Below are 19,712 nucleotides of genomic sequence, written 5' to 3'. Positions count from 1 at the left end.
AAAGAAAAAGCTTTTTCTCCCCACACAAAGAAGCCTAGTTCTTCGTATAAGGGATGAAAAAGCTTTTCATGGTACCACCCTTGTTCGCGGCATTTGCCGCCTCGTGAATGGAATTATTAGAAATTCCACTCGCTGATAACGAGCCCATCTTTCACGAGCCCGGGATTGCCTAATCAGTAACCTTTTCAGCAATCCACTCCGGGGTGATGTCGCGGATAGTTGCATTGCCGGCTTCCAGCACGACCGGCTCTCTGTGAATGCAAGGATCTATCCCCTTTTGCCCCATCATCGATTTTTATATTTTCATGACGCCGCCTGTACTTGCAGACGTAACTAGTTTTGAATATCTAGCTAAATAGCCTTTTTTAATCTTCGGTTCAAATGGCTGCAACTTCGCTCTGCGTTCTGCCAATACTTCATCTGGCACTTTCAACTCGATCGTCCGGTTCGTCAAATCGATGTCGATAATGTCTCCATCTTCGACTAATGCGATTGGGCCGCCTTCAGCTGCTTCCGGTGAAATATGGCCGATGGAAATGCCTCGGGATGCCCCGGAGAAACGGCCATCTGTAATGAGTGCTACTTTAGTTCCTAAGCCTCTTCCTTGGATAGCGGACGTTGGAGCAAGCATTTCCGGCATGCCCGGTCCACCTTTTGGACCTTCGTAACGGATGACGACGACATGCCCTTCACGGACTGTGCCGTTGTCGATGTTCTCCTGCGCAGATTCCTGGGAGTCGAAGACGATTGCTTCGCCAGTGAACTGCTTGATGGAAGGATCGACAGCTCCGACTTTAATGACGCCGCCGTCCGGTGCAATATTTCCAAATAGAACGGATAGGCCTCCTACCGGACTGTACGGATTATCTTTCGTTCGGATCACTTGATCGTTTGTAATATGATAGTCCTGGACGTCTTCACCGATCGTTTTCCCTGTAATGGTAATTCGATCCGGGTGGATAGCTCCAGGTATTTTTGTAAGTTCATTGATGATAGCGCTGACGCCGCCTGCTCTGAAAATGTCATCCATGGAAATATCGGATGCCGGCATGATTTTCGCTAAATACGGAACTCGTTCGGCAACTTTGTTAATATCCTGAACGCTATATTCGATTTCTGCTTCGTGTGCAATCGCCAATGTATGTAAAACTGTATTTGTCGATCCGCCCATCGCCATATCGAGAGCGAACGCATCGTCGATCGCTTCCTTCGTGATGATGTCACGAGGTTTAATATCTTCTTTCACCATACGGACCAAATGTTTCGCCGCTTCTTTGATCAACTTGTGACGCTCTTCAGATGTAGCGACAATCGTTCCATTGCCTGGCAATGCCATTCCTAGCATTTCCATGAGGCAGTTCATCGAGTTCGCCGTGAACATTCCCGAGCACGATCCGCAAGTCGGACATGCGTTGTTTTCAATATCGAGAAGTTCTTCGGCTGTCATCTTGCCGGATTTGTAAGCTCCGACCCCTTCGAACACTGACGTAAGGGAAAGTGGTGCTCCAGTAGACGAGACTCCTGCCTCCATCGGTCCGCCTGAGACGAAGACAGAAGGGACATTTGTCCGAACCGCTGCCATGAGCATTCCCGGCGTGATCTTGTCACAGTTCGGGATGTAGAACACTCCGTCGAACCAGTGGGCATTGATGACCGTTTCCGCTGCGTCCGCAATCAGTTCGCGGCTCGGCAACGAGTAACGCATACCGATATGCCCCATCGCGATTCCATCATCCACACCGATCGTGTTGAATTCGAATGGAACTCCACCAGCTTCCCAAATTGCTTCTTTAACGATTTCAGCAAATTTATTCAAATGTTTATGGCCTGGAATTATATCAATATATGAATTACAGACACCGATGAAAGGTTTCTCTAAATCTTTCGTTTTGACACCCGTCGCGTAAAGGAGACTCCTATGAGGCGCACGGTCAATCCCTTTTTTAATCATGTCACTTCTCATTGCAATCTCTCCTAATCAAATCATCCAAGAGCGTTCGTGCTAGATGAATTATGTGAAATGAATCACATATCTAAATAGATTGTTGCTATCATATATCGGATATCGGCCCACGTCAACAGTCTTTTTATAATTATTGTTCAATTAAGAATTATGTTTAATTTTGTATCCGCTTACATCCGCGATATATTGCATATTAAACCAATTATGACATTTTAAAAATATTTTTTTGAATTTCTTGACCAAGGACGTAACCAAGAATAGTTTCAAAGTTTAAATGGAAGTAAATAGGTTAAACAAAGAAGGTGAATGAAGATTCCTTTACCATTCTCGTAGATAAATGAACAAACAAAAAAGACGCATTCCCACCTCAAATGCGCATACGTTTTTTCTACGCTTTTCGAGGGGGTCATGCGTCACTCTAAGGATATATGCGTGTTTCATAAAAAAATAAAGAAAGTAGTGCCCCTGCCTATTCGTTGAATTTGTCGATTCGCCAGCCAGATTTCTTCACGTGAACGAAGCTGACGAGAAATGTTTCGGCTGTTCGCGTGTCACCGATCGGGACGGTAAGTTCGAATGTCTTCTTGCCCTTTTTCGATTTTAGTTCTTTTGCTGTCGCAATGTCCCATAACAATAGCGATTCGGAATCTGGTTCCGTCACAGGCGATGCCAATTTTCCATGGAATTTCTTGATTCCGTTTTCTTTCATGAACCGTTTCACTTTCTTCTTCGTCACGTGCTTCTGCAGTTCCGCTCTCAATTTCTTCTTGGAATCCAAATGTGCTGCCAAATAGCGGTATTCCAAGCCTTTACTTGCAAATGTTTGGTACTCGCCTTCCTTATACAACCCGCCAGCCTGAATAATTGTTTCCGTTCCTATCCATGCGATTGTCAATTCGACAGCATCTTTCGGCGTTAGTGCAGCTTGGTCCGCTAGTGTATTCCCGCCGCAAGCTGTCGTCATGAGTAATAGTAAAATGACCGACACTACGTTCATTGTCTTTTTCAACGTGCAACCCCCTGAGAGCTAATACTTTAACGTATGAACTATCTAGGGGCTACATACACCATCGTGTCAATTTCAATGGTAATTACTCAAGCGGCCTTCGACTTTATTCACTTGCGGCAATCCGATTGTCTCGCTCTGATATTTTGAATTTATTCTCAAACAGGCTTGCGGCGAGTGCGCCGACTGTCAAATTGATGACCATGTTGGCGACGGCTGGCACCGCTGCGAGTGAGCTAACGTGCTCCATTGCAAGTGTTGCGGCAAGTGCAGTATTGCAAATGCCTGTATGAAACAGGATGGCGCGCGCGTTCGGTTCCGCTACTTTTAATAACTTCGAAATGATATAGCCTCCTACCATCGGGATGCATACTTGAAATACCCCCGCTGCAAAAACGAGCGGAAGCACCGATAGATTTTGCTGTAAAGATTGTTGTGCGCTTGAAATGACCGACAAAATGACGATAAACAAGGCGAGCTGGGAGAGGACCGATGTATACGGTTTGATGACCTCTACCCTTTTCGTCCATTTCCATTGGATGAACAATCCTGCCAACAATGGGAGGAACACGATGTAAATAATATTGAGAAAGAGCGGCCAAAATGCAATCGGGATTAATTTTCCCGCAAACACTTGCACGAGCGTAGGCGTTAAAACAGGTGATATGAATGTATCCATCGTCGCCATCGTGATGCTCAAAGCCACTTCTCCGCCTGCCATGAACGTGTAAATATTGGCGGACGTACCACTCGGTACAGTACCTGATAAGATAATACCCGTCGCAATTTCTGCTTCGTCCCTGAAAAACAAATAAGCAATTCCAATCGCAACAACGATGTTCAAAGTCCACTTCAAGAAAACGCCGATACATGCAAATTTCGGATTTTTAATGATCGCTATCAATTTATCTGTCGACAACGACAAGCCCATCAGGAGAAAGATGGTTCCAAGTGCGGCGCCTGTCAATCCACGGATGTGAATGAAGAGCTCAGGAGCTAAGTACGCAATTACGGATAAAAGGACAATCCAAATCGGTAAATATTTTGAAATGATGTTTGTCGCTATTTGCAATACTTTCAATGGATTCCCTCCTTTTCACGTCCATCCCTTCTACTTGGTCATTTCCCTCCATTTGATCCCATTAGTTTTTCGTGAATAAAATCGACTACGTGCATGGCGCGGGTGGCTCCGGACAAGCCTTCCCTTTCTACGCCAACCTTCATTTGAAGTAAACATCCTGGGTTCGTCGTAATGATCGTCGTTGCTTGAATCCGTTTCACCTCTTCCATTTTCGAACCGAGAATCCGTGAAGCCATTTCTGGTTGAAGTAAATTATAGACACCGGCGGAACCGCAACATAAATGTGCGTCGGGCAATTCCACAAACAGACTATTGGAAACCGCTTTTAACATGTCCCTCGGCTCGTCCTTCACCCGATTGACATTTCGTAAATGGCAGGAATCCTGATAGGTGACGATTTCTGTAGCCTCCGTTTTCGGTTGCTTCAACAACTCTTCAACGATGCCGAGTTTCACGAGAAGCGAGGAAATATCAATCTGTTTTTCGACAAAGCGCCGAGCCAATACATGCAATTCTGTATCCCGATCGAACAGTCGGTCATATTCAGATAGGAACGCGCCACAACCGCCAGCATTGTTGACGATGTAGTCGATTCCATCGAGATCGAACGCTTCGAGATTCACTTTCGCGTTCCGTCTTGCTCGCTCCATTTCTCCACTATGCCCTTGAAGAGCTCCGCAACATTGCTGCCCTTTCGGTATGATGACCTCGCAGCCAAGCAGGTTCAACAAGTCGATTGTATTCCGGTTTGTCTCCTGGAATATCGTATCCATGAGGCAGCCGGAAAAAAAGGCAACCGTTGTTTTCTTTTCGGTCGGTGGCAGTTGCTCCCGTCTCTTTTTTGGCGGCGTGGGCAGCGACTTTTCCATATCTTTCATAAAAGGCGGGAATAGCTCCATGAATCCGACTTTCCGAACGACTTTTTGCAAACCGGATTTTTGATAAAACGTTACGAGTTTCACGGCAGTCTTCATTTTCCGTTGATCAGCGAAAAGATGGTCGAATGCCCCTTTCCGGACTGCCTTCTCTTTCAATGAAAGCGATTTGACCGAAAGGACCGCTTCCCGCGTCTCCTCGATGAGCGTCCCGTATTGGACACCCGCAGGACACGCAGGCTCACACGCCCTGCAACCGAGACAGAGATCGAAAGCCTCTTCAATGGAGCCGTCCCATTCGACAACCCCGTCACGTACAGCTTTCATAAGTGCAATCCTTCCGCGAGGCGACTGGGTTTCGTCATAATCAGAATGAATGTACGTCGGACAGGCTGGCAGACAGAAGCCGCAACGCATGCAATCCATTAGCCTGTTTTCATCGACATGGGTGACGAATGATTGCCGGATCAGTTCAGCCTGGGCGTTACTCATTATGCACCACGACCCTTTTCTTCACCGACTTGGCGAATATTTTCCCTGGGTTCATAATGTTGAGGGGATCAATCGCCAGCTTGATCGCTTTCATCGTGTCGATTCCTGCTTTGCCGATTTTCCATTCCAAATAAGGCGCTTTCATTTCACCAACCCCATGTTCGCCCGTAATCGTACCGCCGAGTTTAATAGCATGGTCAAAAATCTCCGCGAACGCCATTTCCACCCTCGCCATTTCCGCTTCATCCCTTACATCGGTCAAGATTGTCGGATGCAAGTTCCCGTCTCCCGCGTGTCCAAATGTACAAATAAGCAGATCGTATTTAGCAGCAATTTCCTGGACAGCTTTCACCATCTTCGCAATTTCAGAGCGCGGGACAGTAGCATCCTCAAGAATTGTTGTTGGCCGTTTTCTTGCGAGTGCGGACAGCGCGACTCTGCGCGCAATGCTCAACCGAGCTGCCTCTTCCGCCGATTGCGCCATCTGTGTTGACGTTGCACCGTGCTCCATGCAAAGCTTGTGGACAAGTTCCATATCTCTTTCGACAACAGCCGGATCTCCATCCTGTTCAATGAGAAGCATCGCTTCGCAATTCGTTGGCAAGCCGATTTTCATAAATTCTTCAACTGCTTCAATCGTTCCTTGATCCATGAACTCCAGTGTCGCGGGAACGATTTTCGCTGCAATAATCGAAGAAACTGTCTGTGCGGCCTTTTCGAGAGTGTCGTAAAATACGAGTAGCGTCTTTTTTGTCTCAGGTGCGGGAATGAGACCTAATGTGATCTCTACAATGATTCCAAGCGTCCCTTCCGAACCGACGAATAAACTTGTCAGATCATAACCCGCCACATCCTTTGCGAGTTTCCCGCCTGTCGTCAACAATTCACCGTTTGGTAGGACAATTTTAAGCGCTTTCACGTAATCGCGGGTGACGCCATATTTCAACCCTCGCAAGCCTCCGGAATTCTCACTCACATTCCCGCCAATCGTCGAAATGCTCATTGAACTTGGATCAGGCGGGTAGAACAATCCCTTTTCTGCAACCCTTTCATTGATCATTTGTGTAATGACGCCTGGCTGGACCGTCAATGTCAGATTCTCTTCATCCAGCTCCAAAATCCGGTTCATCCGGTTGAATAAAACAACGACTCCCCCAGAAGTCGGTGTCGTTCCTGCCGCAAGATTTGTCCCGGAACCGCGGGAAATGATTGGAACTTTATATTCGGCACAAACTTTTACAACCTCTTGGATTTCCTCAATGGAAGCGGGCGAAAGGACCAAATCCGGCAACGCCTGAAAATTGGCCGTCGCGTCATAGGAATAAGCCAATTTTTGCGCTGTCGAACTTCTTGCATGAGCACTACCCGTAATGGCAATCAATCGTTCTTTTACATGCTCATCCATAAAGCAGCCTCCTCCTAAACTCCGATTTCATCATAGACATTTTCCCTCTCCCAATAATGTTTTTAAGTTAATAGTATGGGAATTCTAAGAAATTCTCAATGAAAATTCATATTTACTTAATCCAGCTGATTACCTCCGCTCCCATAAGTGGTGGGATGAATGCAGAATTCTCTAAGATACAGTTTGAATTCAACCCCCGGCTGAATTAAGTAAAAGCCTCCGGCGGATGTCACGGATTTTCAAGAGGAGTTTATCGAGCTAGCTCGATAAAAATCCGGACACAATTACGCCAAGGCGTAATTGATAGTTCATCTTCAGAAAAATCTTTCGACAATTTTCGAGCTTTCTCCTGTCTGTGGATAACTTTGTCCACGTTTTCCACTACACCCCCCTTGACTTATGCGGCTTACAAACAAGTTAACCACAACTTATCCACGGTTAACTGTGGATATCGGAACGATTGTTCTTAAAATGATTTTTTGGTAAGGTAAAAACAGCAAAACTACTATCGTATGCAAACAGGTAGAAATGAATGACAAGGAGGAGAAAGAAATTGTTAAAAATACCGGATGATTTTCTAATCGACTCGTACAAAAAAGCAATTGCGCTGAACCTTTGTCCACAATTCATTAGTCTTTTGGAAAAAGAAATTAAACGCCGCCGTTCCTTACAATTCGCTCACCGAGATTCTGATTTCTGCTACATTAAAAAAGAGAGCCCCTCCATTCATTGACGGACAAGCTCTCTTTCTTTTTATCTTATTTCACAGTTACTTGTAGATAGATTCCTTTTGTGACGGATCTTCCGCTTTTATCTTTCCACTCAGGGTGGATGATCAATAAATACTCCTTGCCAGACTGTAAGGGTGCATTCGGAATCACTTCAATTGTCTTTCCGTTTTTCACTTCTAGTCGGACACTGCTCTCTTTTCCACCAATCTCGATCAATTGGACTGAATGTGTTCCAAGTTGACGCCAATCCATCTCTTTCGTCAAACTGACCGTAAATGTCTTCGTCGTCTTAACGTTTTCCAATGAAGGGAATGCCGAATATCCTTCTAACTTCGACAAAAGCTGATCATAATGCGCTGTCGTCAGTTCTTCATTTTCCGGCGTTGACACGTCCGGTGCAACACCAACTTTATCTACAGCAATGCCCTTTGGTGAATAAAAACGGGCAGTCGTCAATTTCAATACACTTCCATCATTGAAAGCGTACATCGATTGCATCGTCCCTTTTCCGTATGAATTCCTTCCATACAATAGCGCTGCTTGTTGTTCTTTCAAGTTAACAGCTAGCATTTCGGATGCGCTGGCACTGAATTCATTGATGAGCAACGAAACGGGGCGATCGATATTCTGCTTCTGCTTGACGGAAGGATAAATAGTCGGCTGCTTATTTTTCTCTCGTAATTGGAAAGCTTGCTCGACCCCTGGGAAAAAGCCCGCAATGTCTTGTGCCGCAGTTATATAGCCTCCCCCGTTATTTCGGATATCGACGATGAACCCCTCTGCTCCTGCAAGTGATTGGATGGCGCTCGCCATTTCTTTGCCGGAGTCGGTCGCAAAACTGTTTAACCGAATATAGCCGATATTCCCGCCAAGCATTTCATACTCGACCGTCGGCAAATGGATTTCCGCTCGCCGGATTGTCATTTGGATAGGCCGATCAGTCTTTTCCCGTTTGATTGTGAGGGAAACCACTGTATCCTCTTTTCCACTAATCAAAGGGACTGCCGCCTGCACGGACTTTCCTTTCAACGATGTACCGTCGACATGCGTAATGACGTCGCCAGGAAGTATTCCCGCTTTGAATGCAGGGCCATCTGTAATGACGGAAATCACTTTAATGCCCTCACTGCTTTCCTCGAGCACTACACCGATTCCGACAATGCGCTGCTCAATTCCGTTTATGAAACTTTCATACTCCTGTTTGGACATATAGACGGAATGGGCGTCAAGGCGATCCGTAATCTCTTTCCCTGTTTTTCCTTCCAAAACGCTCTGAGGGACGTCGTCGATATAATATTGCTTCACAAGCTGACGAATTTCATTGATCGGCTCTGCCGCAGTCACTTGATGGAACGGCAGCATGACAAAAAGAAGAGCAAACAGCGCAATAAGTGACTGCATTTGTTTTCTGAGCAAACTAAATCCCCGTTTCTATTAAGTAATAACTACTATTATACTTCTTTCCGCTCGAATTAGAATACCATTTTTTTCACACAATCCTTTCTAACATCCTGCATCTTTCGACCGATATACTAGATAGATAAATAAATAGACTTTATGGAGGTGTAGCCGTGTTCAGAAAGAGTTTACTTCATCTAGCGATCATCATTCTTGTCGTCACCAGTTTTTCAACAGGTCGCACCGTAGAAGCGAGTGCCCCTGTGAAAGGGACTTTTGTCAGCGTTACATATGAGGACGTGCAATTAGACAAAGACAGCTCCGAAAAGAGATTAAAAGAAGTGACGATTAAAAATGCACAAGGCCGTACAATCACTTTGACTATCGACAAATTCGCCCATTTGACGGTCGATTCCCGCCCAGTCAAAATCGAGGCATTCAAGCTTGGGATGGAAGTCGAGGCGGATGTGAATTTACGCCGTGTGAAAGCAATGCGTGGAAAAACGGGTACAGAGCCTGCCGCTATAAGTAAGCGCGATAAAGTGATCACTGCTACGATCACACAAATCGACCGAAATGGGAAATTCCTGACCGTCAAACGCGATGATGGTAGAGAGAGCACGTATTTCATTACGAATCGGACTGAGTTTTTCAAAGGGACGACGTTACGGGATCTAAGCGTCTTCTATGAAGGGGATCGCGTGAAGCTCACACTGCCAGAATACGACACGAACCGCCTGGAAACGGTAGAAATCATCGAACAAGGCATTAAGATCGAAGGATTGTACAAAGGGACTATCCTTCGAATCGACCAGACGAACAATAAGCTTCTATTGAAAGATGAAAAGGTATTCGAAAACTGGTATTGGCGCGATCGTACATATAAGAGCACGAGCAGCTATACGTACTCGACGAAGACACCGATCTACGTCGGCGATGAACAGATTCGCCCGGATAGACTCCGCTATTATGCCGGAAACGAAGTCCATTTCGTAACGATCAAGCAATTCGGCAAGGAAGTCATTGAAAGAATGGTCATTCAAAAGGAAAACGAGCGGACGTTCAATGAAGCGCTCGCTTCGGTCAACACGAAACGAAAAGAAGTTGGACTGCGTCAATCAGGCATTTTCAAATATCATGATGGCACCATTTTGATTCGGAACGGACGATTGGTCGACCCAATTGCGTTGCAGGCAGCAGGTACAGCGTTTATTGCGACGGATGGGTTGAATAAAAGCCGCTTCGCCAATGTAATCCACATTGCGAACGACGGGTTGGACAGCCCGAATCTTGTCGATCATCAAATTTATTTCGGTTCAATCAGTTCTGTGAGCAATAATTACGGATTGACGATCAATAATGCGTACGAGCTAAAGAATAATGGTTGGACTGCAGCATCCACCGCTTCATTCACATTCAGCAATGATACGGTTGCTGTCGAGGATAAGAATAATTCCGTTCTGCGGCTCATTCCACAGATGGATTTGAAATTTGAGACTGGTAAATATGGCTACTTCTATGTGAAAGACGGCAATGTTGTCGCATTGCATTTAATAGAAGATAAGCGTTGGCAATATACGGCTGCCCCTATGGTATCCGTCGGCAGGCTGGAAAGCGTGTCAGCAACGTACCCTGCCGTTATAAATGTCCGTAATGTCAGTCGCTGGCAGCAAATGTCTTGGAAGGAAGCCGGCAGCATCTTCCGGATGGATATCGAACAAGCGACAATTATCCGTAATGGAAAAGTCATTACAGCAAAAGAACTAAAGCCGAATGACAGATTATATATTTTACATGAATCAACAGTTAAAGGACGGATTATTTTCGTTGATTAATAAAAGGAATGGAAGCGGCTTGTACAAGTCGCTTCCAATTCAAAAAAGGATGGATTGAAAAAACTATGATAACGTTTTCCCCCAATAAATTGAACAGGCTATTTGTCTTCGCCTGTGTTCTATGTATCTCCCTCTTCTTGGTCGCGCCACATGCAGAAGCGAAGCCACCGGATTATAATGGTGGCGTTGCAAATGAATATATTTATGAAGAAGTGTTCTTTTTGACAGGTCATCCGATTGAATTCTCCGGGAAAGCAACGATTACGGAAAAAGAGAATAAGGGTAAGGTCACTTCGACGTATCGTTTTACATTGACGGGTAAAAATGGAGAAAAACTGACGAGAAGCGTCGTCTATGTTGCTGACCTCGAAAAGCGTGAAGACAAAGGACAGACGACTTCGAACAGCTCTATTAAAAGCTATTCCGAAAAGATTACAATGCCCGATAAAACGACATATACGCTCGACGACTATCAATTCTCCCAAGGCACTGTAATTGATAATCGCCCTGCCTCTGATTACTATTCGGGCAATGTCGTCGGTAGGAAAATCTATAAAGTTAAGTACGGCTCTACAAAAACTGAGGATTTCATTACCGTGCATTTCAGCGGAAGAAATATGGGCTACGAAAACTTCTGGGGGGCTACTGAAACGCAGTTGATCGACTATGAAATCGTCAAGCCGAACGGACAATCCGCCTTTGTGACAAGCAAAGTGTCCGATAGTAAGAGCAGAGTCCTTCAATATGAACCGCATGACCCTTCCCTTTCCAGTTTCACAGGCGGACATGCCGTCATCAGCGAATCAAATATGATCGGTGAATACACATATAACATCCCTTATGGTGATGGTGTTGGGACTATACATTTAAATCGGAAACGAACGCCGAAAATCGAGCGGCTCATTGTTCCGAAATTCCGTGATTTGAATAAGCACTGGGCGAAGGATCATATCGAAAAACTGTATTCACTTGGTGTATTTGACGAAACAACGCAATTTTTCTCACCGAACACACCGATGAAACGGTATCAATACACGGTCGGCATCCTGAAGGCCGTTGACATCCGTGTACTGGAGGAGCCGAAAAGTAAAAAGAAGGCGCCTCGAACTCCGATTTTCAAGGACTTGAACGTCAAAGATCCTGATTATTTGTATATTGAAAGTGCTGTAGAAAAAGGGATTATCACTGGCGTTACTCCGGACCGGTTCGACCCGGATGCTCCTTTGACCCGTGTACAAGCCATCGCTATTCTTGTCCGGGCTTTAGGCATGGAAGGCCGTGCACCAAGTCCTGGCTTCCGAACCCATTATGTGGATGACTATCAAATTGCAGATTGGGCGAAGGACAGCGTCTATGTCGCAACAGAACTCGGACTCGTTTCAGGGGATGAAAGAAACCGATTCAATCCGAAGCAGCCGTTAACTCGGGCACAAGCCGCAGCATTGACGTCCCGTTTCCTAGAGTTCCTTGAAGACGATCTACAACAGAATTACCGAGACGACATTCTCTTCTTTAATTAAGATTTGATTGAAGAATGAAAGGCGGGGAAATGGATGGAATGGAAACGCAATAGAATAATCGCATTGCTGTTAATGGTAGTGATGATTTTTTCATTAATGCCTGCCTCGACAGAAGCGGCAAGCCCTTTCAAAGATGTGAAACCGGGACATTGGGCGTTTGAATCCGTCGGCTGGGCTTACGCTGAAGGATTGACAAACGGCTATCCGGACGGCACATTCGCTCCGGATAAACCAATTACGGAAGCACAATTCGTTACGATGCTCGTCCGATTCGACTGCACGTCACCGGACGCTTTCCCGTCCCTGAAAGGTGAACATAAATCGAGCGGGAACTATCGATATTTAGCATCAAAGCACCTTCCACTCGAAGGCACCTCAAGGACGTTCGCACGTGATTGGGCAGTGAAAAAAGGAACAGCGGCACGGATCATTGCTGCTTTCAATGGATATGATTTGAGCGAAGCGCAAGCCGTCTACTATTTGTACACGGAAGACTTGGCAAGTGGTCGAACTGGGAAAAACACATTCAATGATTTCGGGGCAAATGAATCCCTTACCCGTGCGGAAGCTGTCGAACTTTTGCATCGACTGTCGAAAACGGGTGAATGCGATCTAGTTGGATTAAAGAAAAAAGCGACTGGAAGCGACAACGGTAGTTATCAACTTCCTCAGAACTTTAAGGATGACGGAACAGTATACTTCCCGACTCCGGGTGGACTAACGAAACCGCCTGTTGTGTTTAATCCGATCGATTCCGTTGAAATTGATGTAGGCAAGCGAGATCTCATTGCAAACAATTTGGATTCAACGTATGTCACCGTTTCTTTTAAGGGTTGCAATGGAGAGTCGATCCCTTACGACCGTTCTTTAGCGGTCCGGGTAAGTTCGAGTGCCGGGGCTATTTTGGACGGAGAGCATTATTTCGATCAAAAGTTGAATAGTAAAGTCACCTATGGTCGAACTTCCATCCTCAGCGGAACAGATGGTCCAGATATTACTGTTAAAGTGACTGCTCCCAAATCGACCGTTTATCGTACGGACACAATCACTTTTGAAGTGCTTGACCGAGATGCTTTTGGAAGTACTTTTTGTTTGACGAAGCCTGTGAATGTCAGTTTGAATTATGTGCCGCAAGCGGAGCTACGTTTGGAGAATGAAGGAACAACTATCCGTGCGACAATTGTACGACCTGGCGGAGAAGTAGTACACAATTTCAATGGTCGGATAAATTTCCGTTCAACAGGTGGATCACAATTTTTATCTGATACCGTCAACTTCTGGAACGGTGTCGCAACAACTTCCTTATATCCTATCCAAACTGTGCAGCCTACGCGGGATGTCATTATCGCGGAGGTAATTCCATACGATTCGCGATATCCAAACGAACTGATTGGTGTGTTGAATGAAAGCCATAGCATCGAAGTGCTTCATGATGCGGAGTTACGGATCAATCCGAGCTGTACTTCTGATATACCGGAAATGGCGTTCATCATTGATTCGTCAGGAAGTATGAAGAAGAATGATCCGGACAGATTAAGGGTTGCGAAGACACAAAGGTTGATTAATCGTCTGAATGCCGCACGGAATATTGCGACTGATTTCAATTCGTCAGCTCGCAATCTTAGAACCGGTGCGCCTTTCGAAGTCGTTCCTCATATACCTCGAGTTCAGGAGACAGGTGGAACGAATATCGGCGCAGGCTTGATCACTGCATTCGATCAAATGAATAGTTCAGGAAAAAAAGTCGCGATTTTATTAACCGACGGTAAGTCGAGTGAGAGGCAGATTGCATCTGCGCTATCAGTGGCAAAAGCGAAAGGCATCACAGTCTTCACAATCGGTCTCGGTAATGAGAAAAATTTAAATACTGCGCTTCTCAAGAAAATTGCCGCTGAAACAGGTGGATCGTATTACCATATTTCAGACAGCATCGATCTTGGGCTCGTCTATCAATCCATTTTGGATGAAATCACTTGCGGGGTGAAGCTGCCGACTTGTTCGTCAGCGAGCCAAATGTTTGTGTCCCCATCCGTGAAGATTACGAATAGCGATGTTTTCATGGAGACGGATATCCGTGAAACTTGCGGAGAGGTTGCAAAAGTGATCGTCCGATTTGAATCAACGAGAGGGTATATCGATTATGAATTGGTTCATCGAGGGCAGAACAATTATCGCTTCATTCGAGGACTAAACGAAATGGAAGATATTCATTATTATAAAGAAGCACAGTTCCTTGCATACGACCGTAATGGCAACCAGATCGGCGCATCCAGGACAGTGACTATTTCAAGATGATTGTGCATGAAAGCCTTTGTGGACAAGATTACTTGTTCGCAAAGGTTTTTTCTTGTTCAACATCAAGCGAGAAATGAAAGGAAGTAAGACATGAAAAGAGTTTTTTGGTTGGCGCTTCTATTTACGCTGGCTTTTCCACTTATGCCAGAAGCGGGAAGCGTTCCTACCGTTAACATCACAGAAAATACACCTGTTTATAACCAATCACAGAAAGTAGCCGTTTTCATGAAAGGCACCTCCACTTCTGTCGTGAAGGAAACGGACCGTTATTATCATACGGTTATCGGCGGCGAGGAAGTGATGTTTTCCAAGAAGCGTGCGAAAACCGTCAAAGATAGCTATGGATCGTTGAAAGGTTCCTATCCGGTCCGAGCCATTACGAAAAAGCATGTCCCGATTCTTAATTCGCCTAACAAAAAGGCAAAGGCGATCGGTCAGTTACAGCCGAATCTGACTATCAATCTTCAACGAGCACAAGGCAATTATTATCCGATCAACTTTGGTGGAAAGACCGCCTATATTGAAAAGAAGGACATCGTGATCGACGATGGCATCCCTGTGTTAATGTACCATGACTTGACGAGGGTCAAGTTGAGCGATAATGTCTCTGTACTTGAAGTAAAGAATTTTGAGGAACAGATGGACTATTTGAAGAAGAACAATTGGACAACCATTACGCCGAGGCAATTGGAATTATGGGTACAAGGCAAGCTCAATCTGCCTGAAAAGTCCGTCCTTATTACATTCGATGACGGCTATGATTCGACAATCGAATTAGGCTACCCCATCTTGAAGCGTCATGGGTTCAAGGCGACGTCCTTTCTGATTACTAGCAGAATCGGCAAGCATGGAATGGTTTCTGAAGATGATCTGCGAAAAACGACTGATGTTTATTCGTATGAAAACCATACAAATTCCTACCATATGTTCAATTCACGTACCGGCTTGAGCTATTTGCAATCGGAATCGCGCTATGCCATCGCTGCGGATATGAGGGAAGCGAATGAAACGATTGAACAGATTTTGGGCGGCCATAAAGTGCGTGCACACGCCTATCCATACGGAAAAAACTCTCCCCAAGCCGTTCAGGCACTGAAAGATGCGGGTATCACGATTGCTTTCACGATTGAGGAGGGTAATGTCCACCGCGGCGATCCGATTTATGCATTGAATCGGCAGCGAGTCCATTCGCATATGAGTTTGAAGGACTTTGCGGATAAATTGAAAGGGATGTAACGGATTAGATGGGAGCTAATCTGATAGTTGGCAAGTTTATGCGTATTTCTAGGCGTTTATGCGTCGTTATGAGAATTTATGCGCGTATGGGAACGTTTATGCGTGTTTAGAAGCATTTATGCGTCAATTCAACTATTTATGTGTTTATGGAGACATTTATGCGTAAATTCTACCGTTTATGCGTTTTTGAATTTTAGGGAATAACAAGATAAACAGGATTTCCTCAGCCTGATTGAAAACGCTTGTCAGCCTAGGCGCGAAGTGGAGCGAAGACGCGAATAGAACTTCAGTCACGACACGAGCAACAACGGATGCGAGCGTTTGTCAACAGGCTGAGGAGCCCTTTCGACATCAGAAAGGGCTCCTCTTTTATGTTGTTGTGGAGTGCACGCTGGCACGCAATGTATGTTTCAGTACTTTGCCTGATGCGTTTCTTGGAAGTTCATCCAGGAATTCAATTTCGGCAGGGATTTTATACTTTGCGAGATTGCTTGAGCAATGGCTGATGACGTCTTCTCTCGTAAGCGTTGCGCCTTCTTTTACGACAATGTACGCTTTCGGCACCTCCCCTAACACTTCATGTGGAATGCCGACAACGGCCGCTTCAAAAAGTCCAGGGATTTGGTAAAGCACTTCTTCCACTTCCACCGGATAGACATTTTCTCCTCCACGGATAATCATATCTTTTTTCCGATCGACGATATAAAGAAGGCCGTCCTCATCCATTCGGCCAAGATCGCCTGTATAGAGCCAGCCGTTTTTGATTGTCCGTCTTGTTTCCTCTTTGTTTTTTAGATAGCCTTTCATCACTTGTGGGCCGCGCATTACAATTTCGCCGACTTGACCGGTCGGAAGCGGTTCCCCAAATTCATTGACGACTTGGATTTCAGTTTGTGGCAGTGGTTCTCCGACTGAGCCGATTTTCTCGAGGGCGAGATGGTCTTTCAACGTGGAAGCGGCAGGCGAATTCTCCGTCTGCCCATATAGGTTTTGCACTTTCACATTCGGGAACGTCTCTTTGAGCTTCTTCACCATTTCATACGGCATTGGCGCAGCGCCGTAGCAAAATAATCGCAAAGAGGATAGATCGACATTTTTTATTTCCGGTAAGTTAAGAATGATTGTGTACATACCAGGAACGCCGAAGAAAATTGTCGGCCCCGTCTTCTGAATTAGCTCGATTGTGCCTTTCGGTGAAAACGCCTCCTCGATGATGACTGTTCCACCTTTATACGTGACTGGAATCATAAACACATGGCAAGCTGCGCAATGGAATAACGGTGTGGAAATGAGCATCCGGTCACTGTCTGTAATGGACATTGCCTCCGACCAGATTTCAGCGGTCGATAATAAATTTTGATGCGTCAACATGACCCCTTTTGGCTTGCCTGTCGTACCGGACGTGTACATGACAACCGCTACGTCTTCCCCATCAACGATAGCGGGCTCATAGTTCTCCTCATGTCCAGTGAGAAATGACTCGATATCATCTTGAATCGACAAGCGCTCATTGAATGGATGCTTCGACTGTTGGACGACGTCTTCCAGTCTTTTATCATAAATAAGCGCTTTTGCCACTGAATGATTGAAAATGTACTCCACTTCAGGGGGCGCTAATTTCGTATTGACCGGCATGACAATATAACCGCCCAATTGAATGCCGAAATAGCAGACGAGAAACAGATCGGAATTCAGTGAATAAAGTGCGATAATATCCCCTTTTTGATATCCTTTTGCTTGAAAATGCCCCGCCACTTTCTTCGCACTTTCATAAAACTCGCCGTACGTCCACTCTTTGCCGTTAAATGATGTAAAAACTTTGTCCGGCTGACTTTTTGCATACTCCCCTAACACTTCCGTCATGAACATGGACAATCTCCCCTTTGCACTGTTTTTACAATCTACTCATATAGTAGCAACCGATATTTCAGATTACAAGATATATAATTAATATTCAGATAAAATGATTTATGTCTAATTTTTTATTCTCTGCGTAAACTGCTAGTAACTATCATTTTTGATTCTTTAACTGGCGGGAGAGAATAATGGCGGACACTCAGAAAAAACGAACTAAAAAACTTTTACTATGGGCAGGCGGAATTGCCTCTTTCATAGTCGTTGGACTTGTTTGCTACACCTTCTTGTTCGTGAATGAATTAACGGAAACCGCGAAAGAGATCCATAAACCAATAGAGCGTGTTTTCTCTGAAAAGAGAGAGGACCCAGTAGCTTTTCAAGAGAAAGACCCCTTTTCAGTCCTCGTTTTAGGTGTGGATGAAAGGCAAGGAGACAAAGGCCGCTCCGATACAATGATTGTATTGACCGTCAATCCGACGCTTCAATCGACAAAGATGGTAAGCATCCCGAGGGACACGTACGCAGAAATCGTCGGGATGGGATTCGAGGATAAACTAAATCATGCCTATGCCTTTGGAGGCATTGAAATGTCGCTAGCTACTGTCGAGCATTTTCTCGATATCCCGATTGACTATGTTGTACAGGTGAATATGGAAAGTTTTAAGGAAATCATCGATGCCATCGGTGGTGTGACTGTTGTGAATGAATTCGAATTTAGCGTCAATAAGCATTCATTTCCGAAAGGTGAACTATCGTTGAATGGAGAACAAGCACTTGCCTTTGTCCGGATGCGAATGGATGATCCACGCGGGGACTTCGGCCGGCAAGATAGGCAGAAGCTAGTCATTCAAGGGATTTTGCAAAAAGGCGCGAAGCTCTCGAGTTTGTTAAAATACAAAAGCATTTTCGAAGCAATCGGCAATAACGTACGGACGAATATGACATTCGAAGAAATGGTGGAAGTGCAAAAAAATTATAGGGGCGCCGCCAAATCCGTCGAGCAAATTAAGTTTGAAAAAGGGGAAGGAAAATGGATGGACGGGATTTGGTATTATATGATGGATCCCGGCGAGCTTGAACATGTTAAATCTGAGTTAAATGATCATTTGGAAATGAAATAGTTGTTTTGCCCATTTTATTTATTAAATGGGTTTTTTTATTGTTTTAGTTTGTTAAAACGCTAGATTTGTTGGATAATATTGTTAGATCTTTTATTCCAATAAAGGGTCATTTATTTCAATAATTGTATTTCATAATTATGAAACGAGAGGATTTCAAATGAAACGTTCACTTTGGTTTTCCGTATTAGTTACAATGTTACTACTAGCAGGATGCTCCGATGAGAAAACGGTGCAAGAGCTGGAACCGGTCAACGAGGAAGATAATGGCTCAGCCGTTGTTGAAGTTGATGAAGGAGAGGTTCAGGAGGAAGAAGATCAGGAGGAAAAAGGTCCGGAGGAAGAAGATCAGGAGGAAGAAGTTGTTCAAATCGCTGGAACGGAAAATGAACCGCCCCTCTTTGACATGGAAGACGGCCATCTTTTCATTTATGGAATGACACTTGGAGATTCTCCTTCAAAAGCAGAAGCGAAATGGGGAAGTCCAGAAATCCTGGACGAAGAGCATATGATGGATGGTGAAGCCTATTATCACTATCCTGCTGTTGGCATGACAATTGGTTACTATGAAGAAAAACTTACATTTCTTGTAATCGAAGCAGACGAAGGGGATCTTAAGGAAGTTATCGAGAAATTCCAAGGCGACCATTACCGGACATCAGAATGGGATGCCGAATTCTTCTTCGCACCGGAAACGGGACAACTCCTCATTTACGGTACTGCCAATAGCGAAGATGGTGAAGCCGAATTGCGGTTGCTCATGTCCGATGATAACTTCTTTTATTATGTAGATGAAGGGATTTATGAGAAGGTTCCTGGACGATAAAGTGAAACTTCACTCAGTGGGAGCCTTTCCCACTGAGTGTTAGTTGAACCAATCGGGCATTTACTGGCAGTTGA

The 19,712-nt window shown here is 45.0% G+C and carries 14 protein-coding genes and 1 other annotated feature; of the genes, 7 read left to right on the top strand and 7 right to left on the bottom strand.

The genetic code is table 11. From position 1 onward, the window contains the following. Positions 1–46 precede the first annotated feature (46 nt). Positions 47–298 (bottom strand) — a binding site (T-box leader). The 5 genes from ilvD to MHZ92_RS08985 form a co-directional block, all read right to left on the bottom strand. Then, on the bottom strand, positions 296–1,963 hold the full coding sequence (gene ilvD, locus MHZ92_RS09005; RefSeq protein ID WP_239431350.1) for a dihydroxy-acid dehydratase: 1,668 nt from the start codon (positions 1,961–1,963) through the stop codon (positions 296–298). It overlaps the preceding feature by 3 nt. Before the next feature lie 469 nt (positions 1,964–2,432). Then, positions 2,433–2,972 (bottom strand): IseA DL-endopeptidase inhibitor family protein, encoded by a 540-nt coding sequence (locus tag MHZ92_RS09000; RefSeq protein ID WP_239431349.1) that lies wholly within the window; start codon positions 2,970–2,972, stop codon positions 2,433–2,435. A 103-nt stretch (positions 2,973–3,075) separates the two neighbouring features. Continuing rightward, on the bottom strand, positions 3,076–4,050 hold the full coding sequence (locus MHZ92_RS08995; protein ID WP_239431348.1) for a bile acid:sodium symporter family protein: 975 nt from the start codon (positions 4,048–4,050) through the stop codon (positions 3,076–3,078). Between the two features lie 38 nt (positions 4,051–4,088). Beyond that, a complete protein-coding gene (locus MHZ92_RS08990) occupies positions 4,089–5,417 on the bottom strand; it encodes a (Fe-S)-binding protein (RefSeq protein ID WP_239431347.1) in 1,329 nt (442 codons plus the stop codon). Then, positions 5,410–6,822 carry an FAD-linked oxidase C-terminal domain-containing protein gene (locus tag MHZ92_RS08985; RefSeq protein ID WP_239431346.1) on the bottom strand — a complete coding sequence of 471 codons (1,413 nt, stop codon included), beginning with the start codon at positions 6,820–6,822 and terminating at the stop codon, positions 5,410–5,412. Before MHZ92_RS08985 ends, MHZ92_RS08990 begins: the two co-directional genes overlap by 8 nt. 553 nt (positions 6,823–7,375) lie before the next feature. On the opposite strand from MHZ92_RS08985, the gene MHZ92_RS08980 reads away from it, so the two are divergent. Continuing rightward, positions 7,376–7,555: a sporulation histidine kinase inhibitor Sda gene (locus MHZ92_RS08980; RefSeq protein ID WP_239431345.1), complete on the top strand. Its 180-nt coding sequence runs from the start codon at positions 7,376–7,378 to the stop codon at positions 7,553–7,555. 25 nt (positions 7,556–7,580) lie between these two features. Here the strand turns inward: MHZ92_RS08980 and MHZ92_RS08975 are convergent, their stop codons facing one another. Next, the gene (locus MHZ92_RS08975; protein WP_239431344.1) at positions 7,581–8,969 is read right to left on the bottom strand and encodes a S41 family peptidase; all 1,389 of its coding nucleotides are present in this window, start codon (positions 8,967–8,969) and stop codon (positions 7,581–7,583) included. A 155-nt stretch (positions 8,970–9,124) separates the two neighbouring features. Here MHZ92_RS08975 and MHZ92_RS08970 point away from each other — a divergent pair, with 155 nt between their 5' ends. From MHZ92_RS08970 to MHZ92_RS08955, 4 genes are all read left to right on the top strand, one after another. After that, positions 9,125–10,786 carry a hypothetical protein gene (locus MHZ92_RS08970; RefSeq protein WP_239431343.1) on the top strand — a complete coding sequence of 554 codons (1,662 nt, stop codon included), beginning with the start codon at positions 9,125–9,127 and terminating at the stop codon, positions 10,784–10,786. An 8-nt stretch (positions 10,787–10,794) separates the two neighbouring features. Further along, a complete protein-coding gene (locus tag MHZ92_RS08965) occupies positions 10,795–12,306 on the top strand; it encodes an S-layer homology domain-containing protein (protein ID WP_239431342.1) in 1,512 nt (503 codons plus the stop codon). 33 nt (positions 12,307–12,339) lie between these two features. Then, positions 12,340–14,601: an S-layer homology domain-containing protein gene (locus MHZ92_RS08960; RefSeq protein WP_239431341.1), complete on the top strand. Its 2,262-nt coding sequence runs from the start codon at positions 12,340–12,342 to the stop codon at positions 14,599–14,601. A 90-nt stretch (positions 14,602–14,691) separates the two neighbouring features. Further along, the gene (locus MHZ92_RS08955; protein ID WP_239431340.1) at positions 14,692–15,837 is read left to right on the top strand and encodes a polysaccharide deacetylase family protein; all 1,146 of its coding nucleotides are present in this window, start codon (positions 14,692–14,694) and stop codon (positions 15,835–15,837) included. A 369-nt stretch (positions 15,838–16,206) separates the two neighbouring features. Here the strand turns inward: MHZ92_RS08955 and MHZ92_RS08950 are convergent, their stop codons facing one another. After that, positions 16,207–17,706: a class I adenylate-forming enzyme family protein gene (locus tag MHZ92_RS08950; protein WP_239431339.1), complete on the bottom strand. Its 1,500-nt coding sequence runs from the start codon at positions 17,704–17,706 to the stop codon at positions 16,207–16,209. A gap of 176 nt (positions 17,707–17,882) precedes the next feature. Between MHZ92_RS08950 and MHZ92_RS08945 the strand changes: the two genes are divergently transcribed. Both MHZ92_RS08945 and MHZ92_RS08940 read left to right on the top strand, forming a co-directional pair. Next, positions 17,883–18,815 (top strand): LCP family glycopolymer transferase, encoded by a 933-nt coding sequence (locus tag MHZ92_RS08945; RefSeq protein WP_239431338.1) that lies wholly within the window; start codon positions 17,883–17,885, stop codon positions 18,813–18,815. 157 nt (positions 18,816–18,972) lie between these two features. After that, positions 18,973–19,638: a hypothetical protein gene (locus MHZ92_RS08940; RefSeq protein ID WP_239431337.1), complete on the top strand. Its 666-nt coding sequence runs from the start codon at positions 18,973–18,975 to the stop codon at positions 19,636–19,638. Positions 19,639–19,712 lie beyond the last annotated feature (74 nt).

This window comes from Sporosarcina sp. ACRSL, from assembly GCF_022346605.1.
Classification (GTDB): domain Bacteria; phylum Bacillota; class Bacilli; order Bacillales_A; family Planococcaceae; genus Sporosarcina.
The sequence above is the reverse complement of the archived record's forward strand: the minus strand, read 5'-3'. Positions and strand labels throughout refer to the sequence as shown.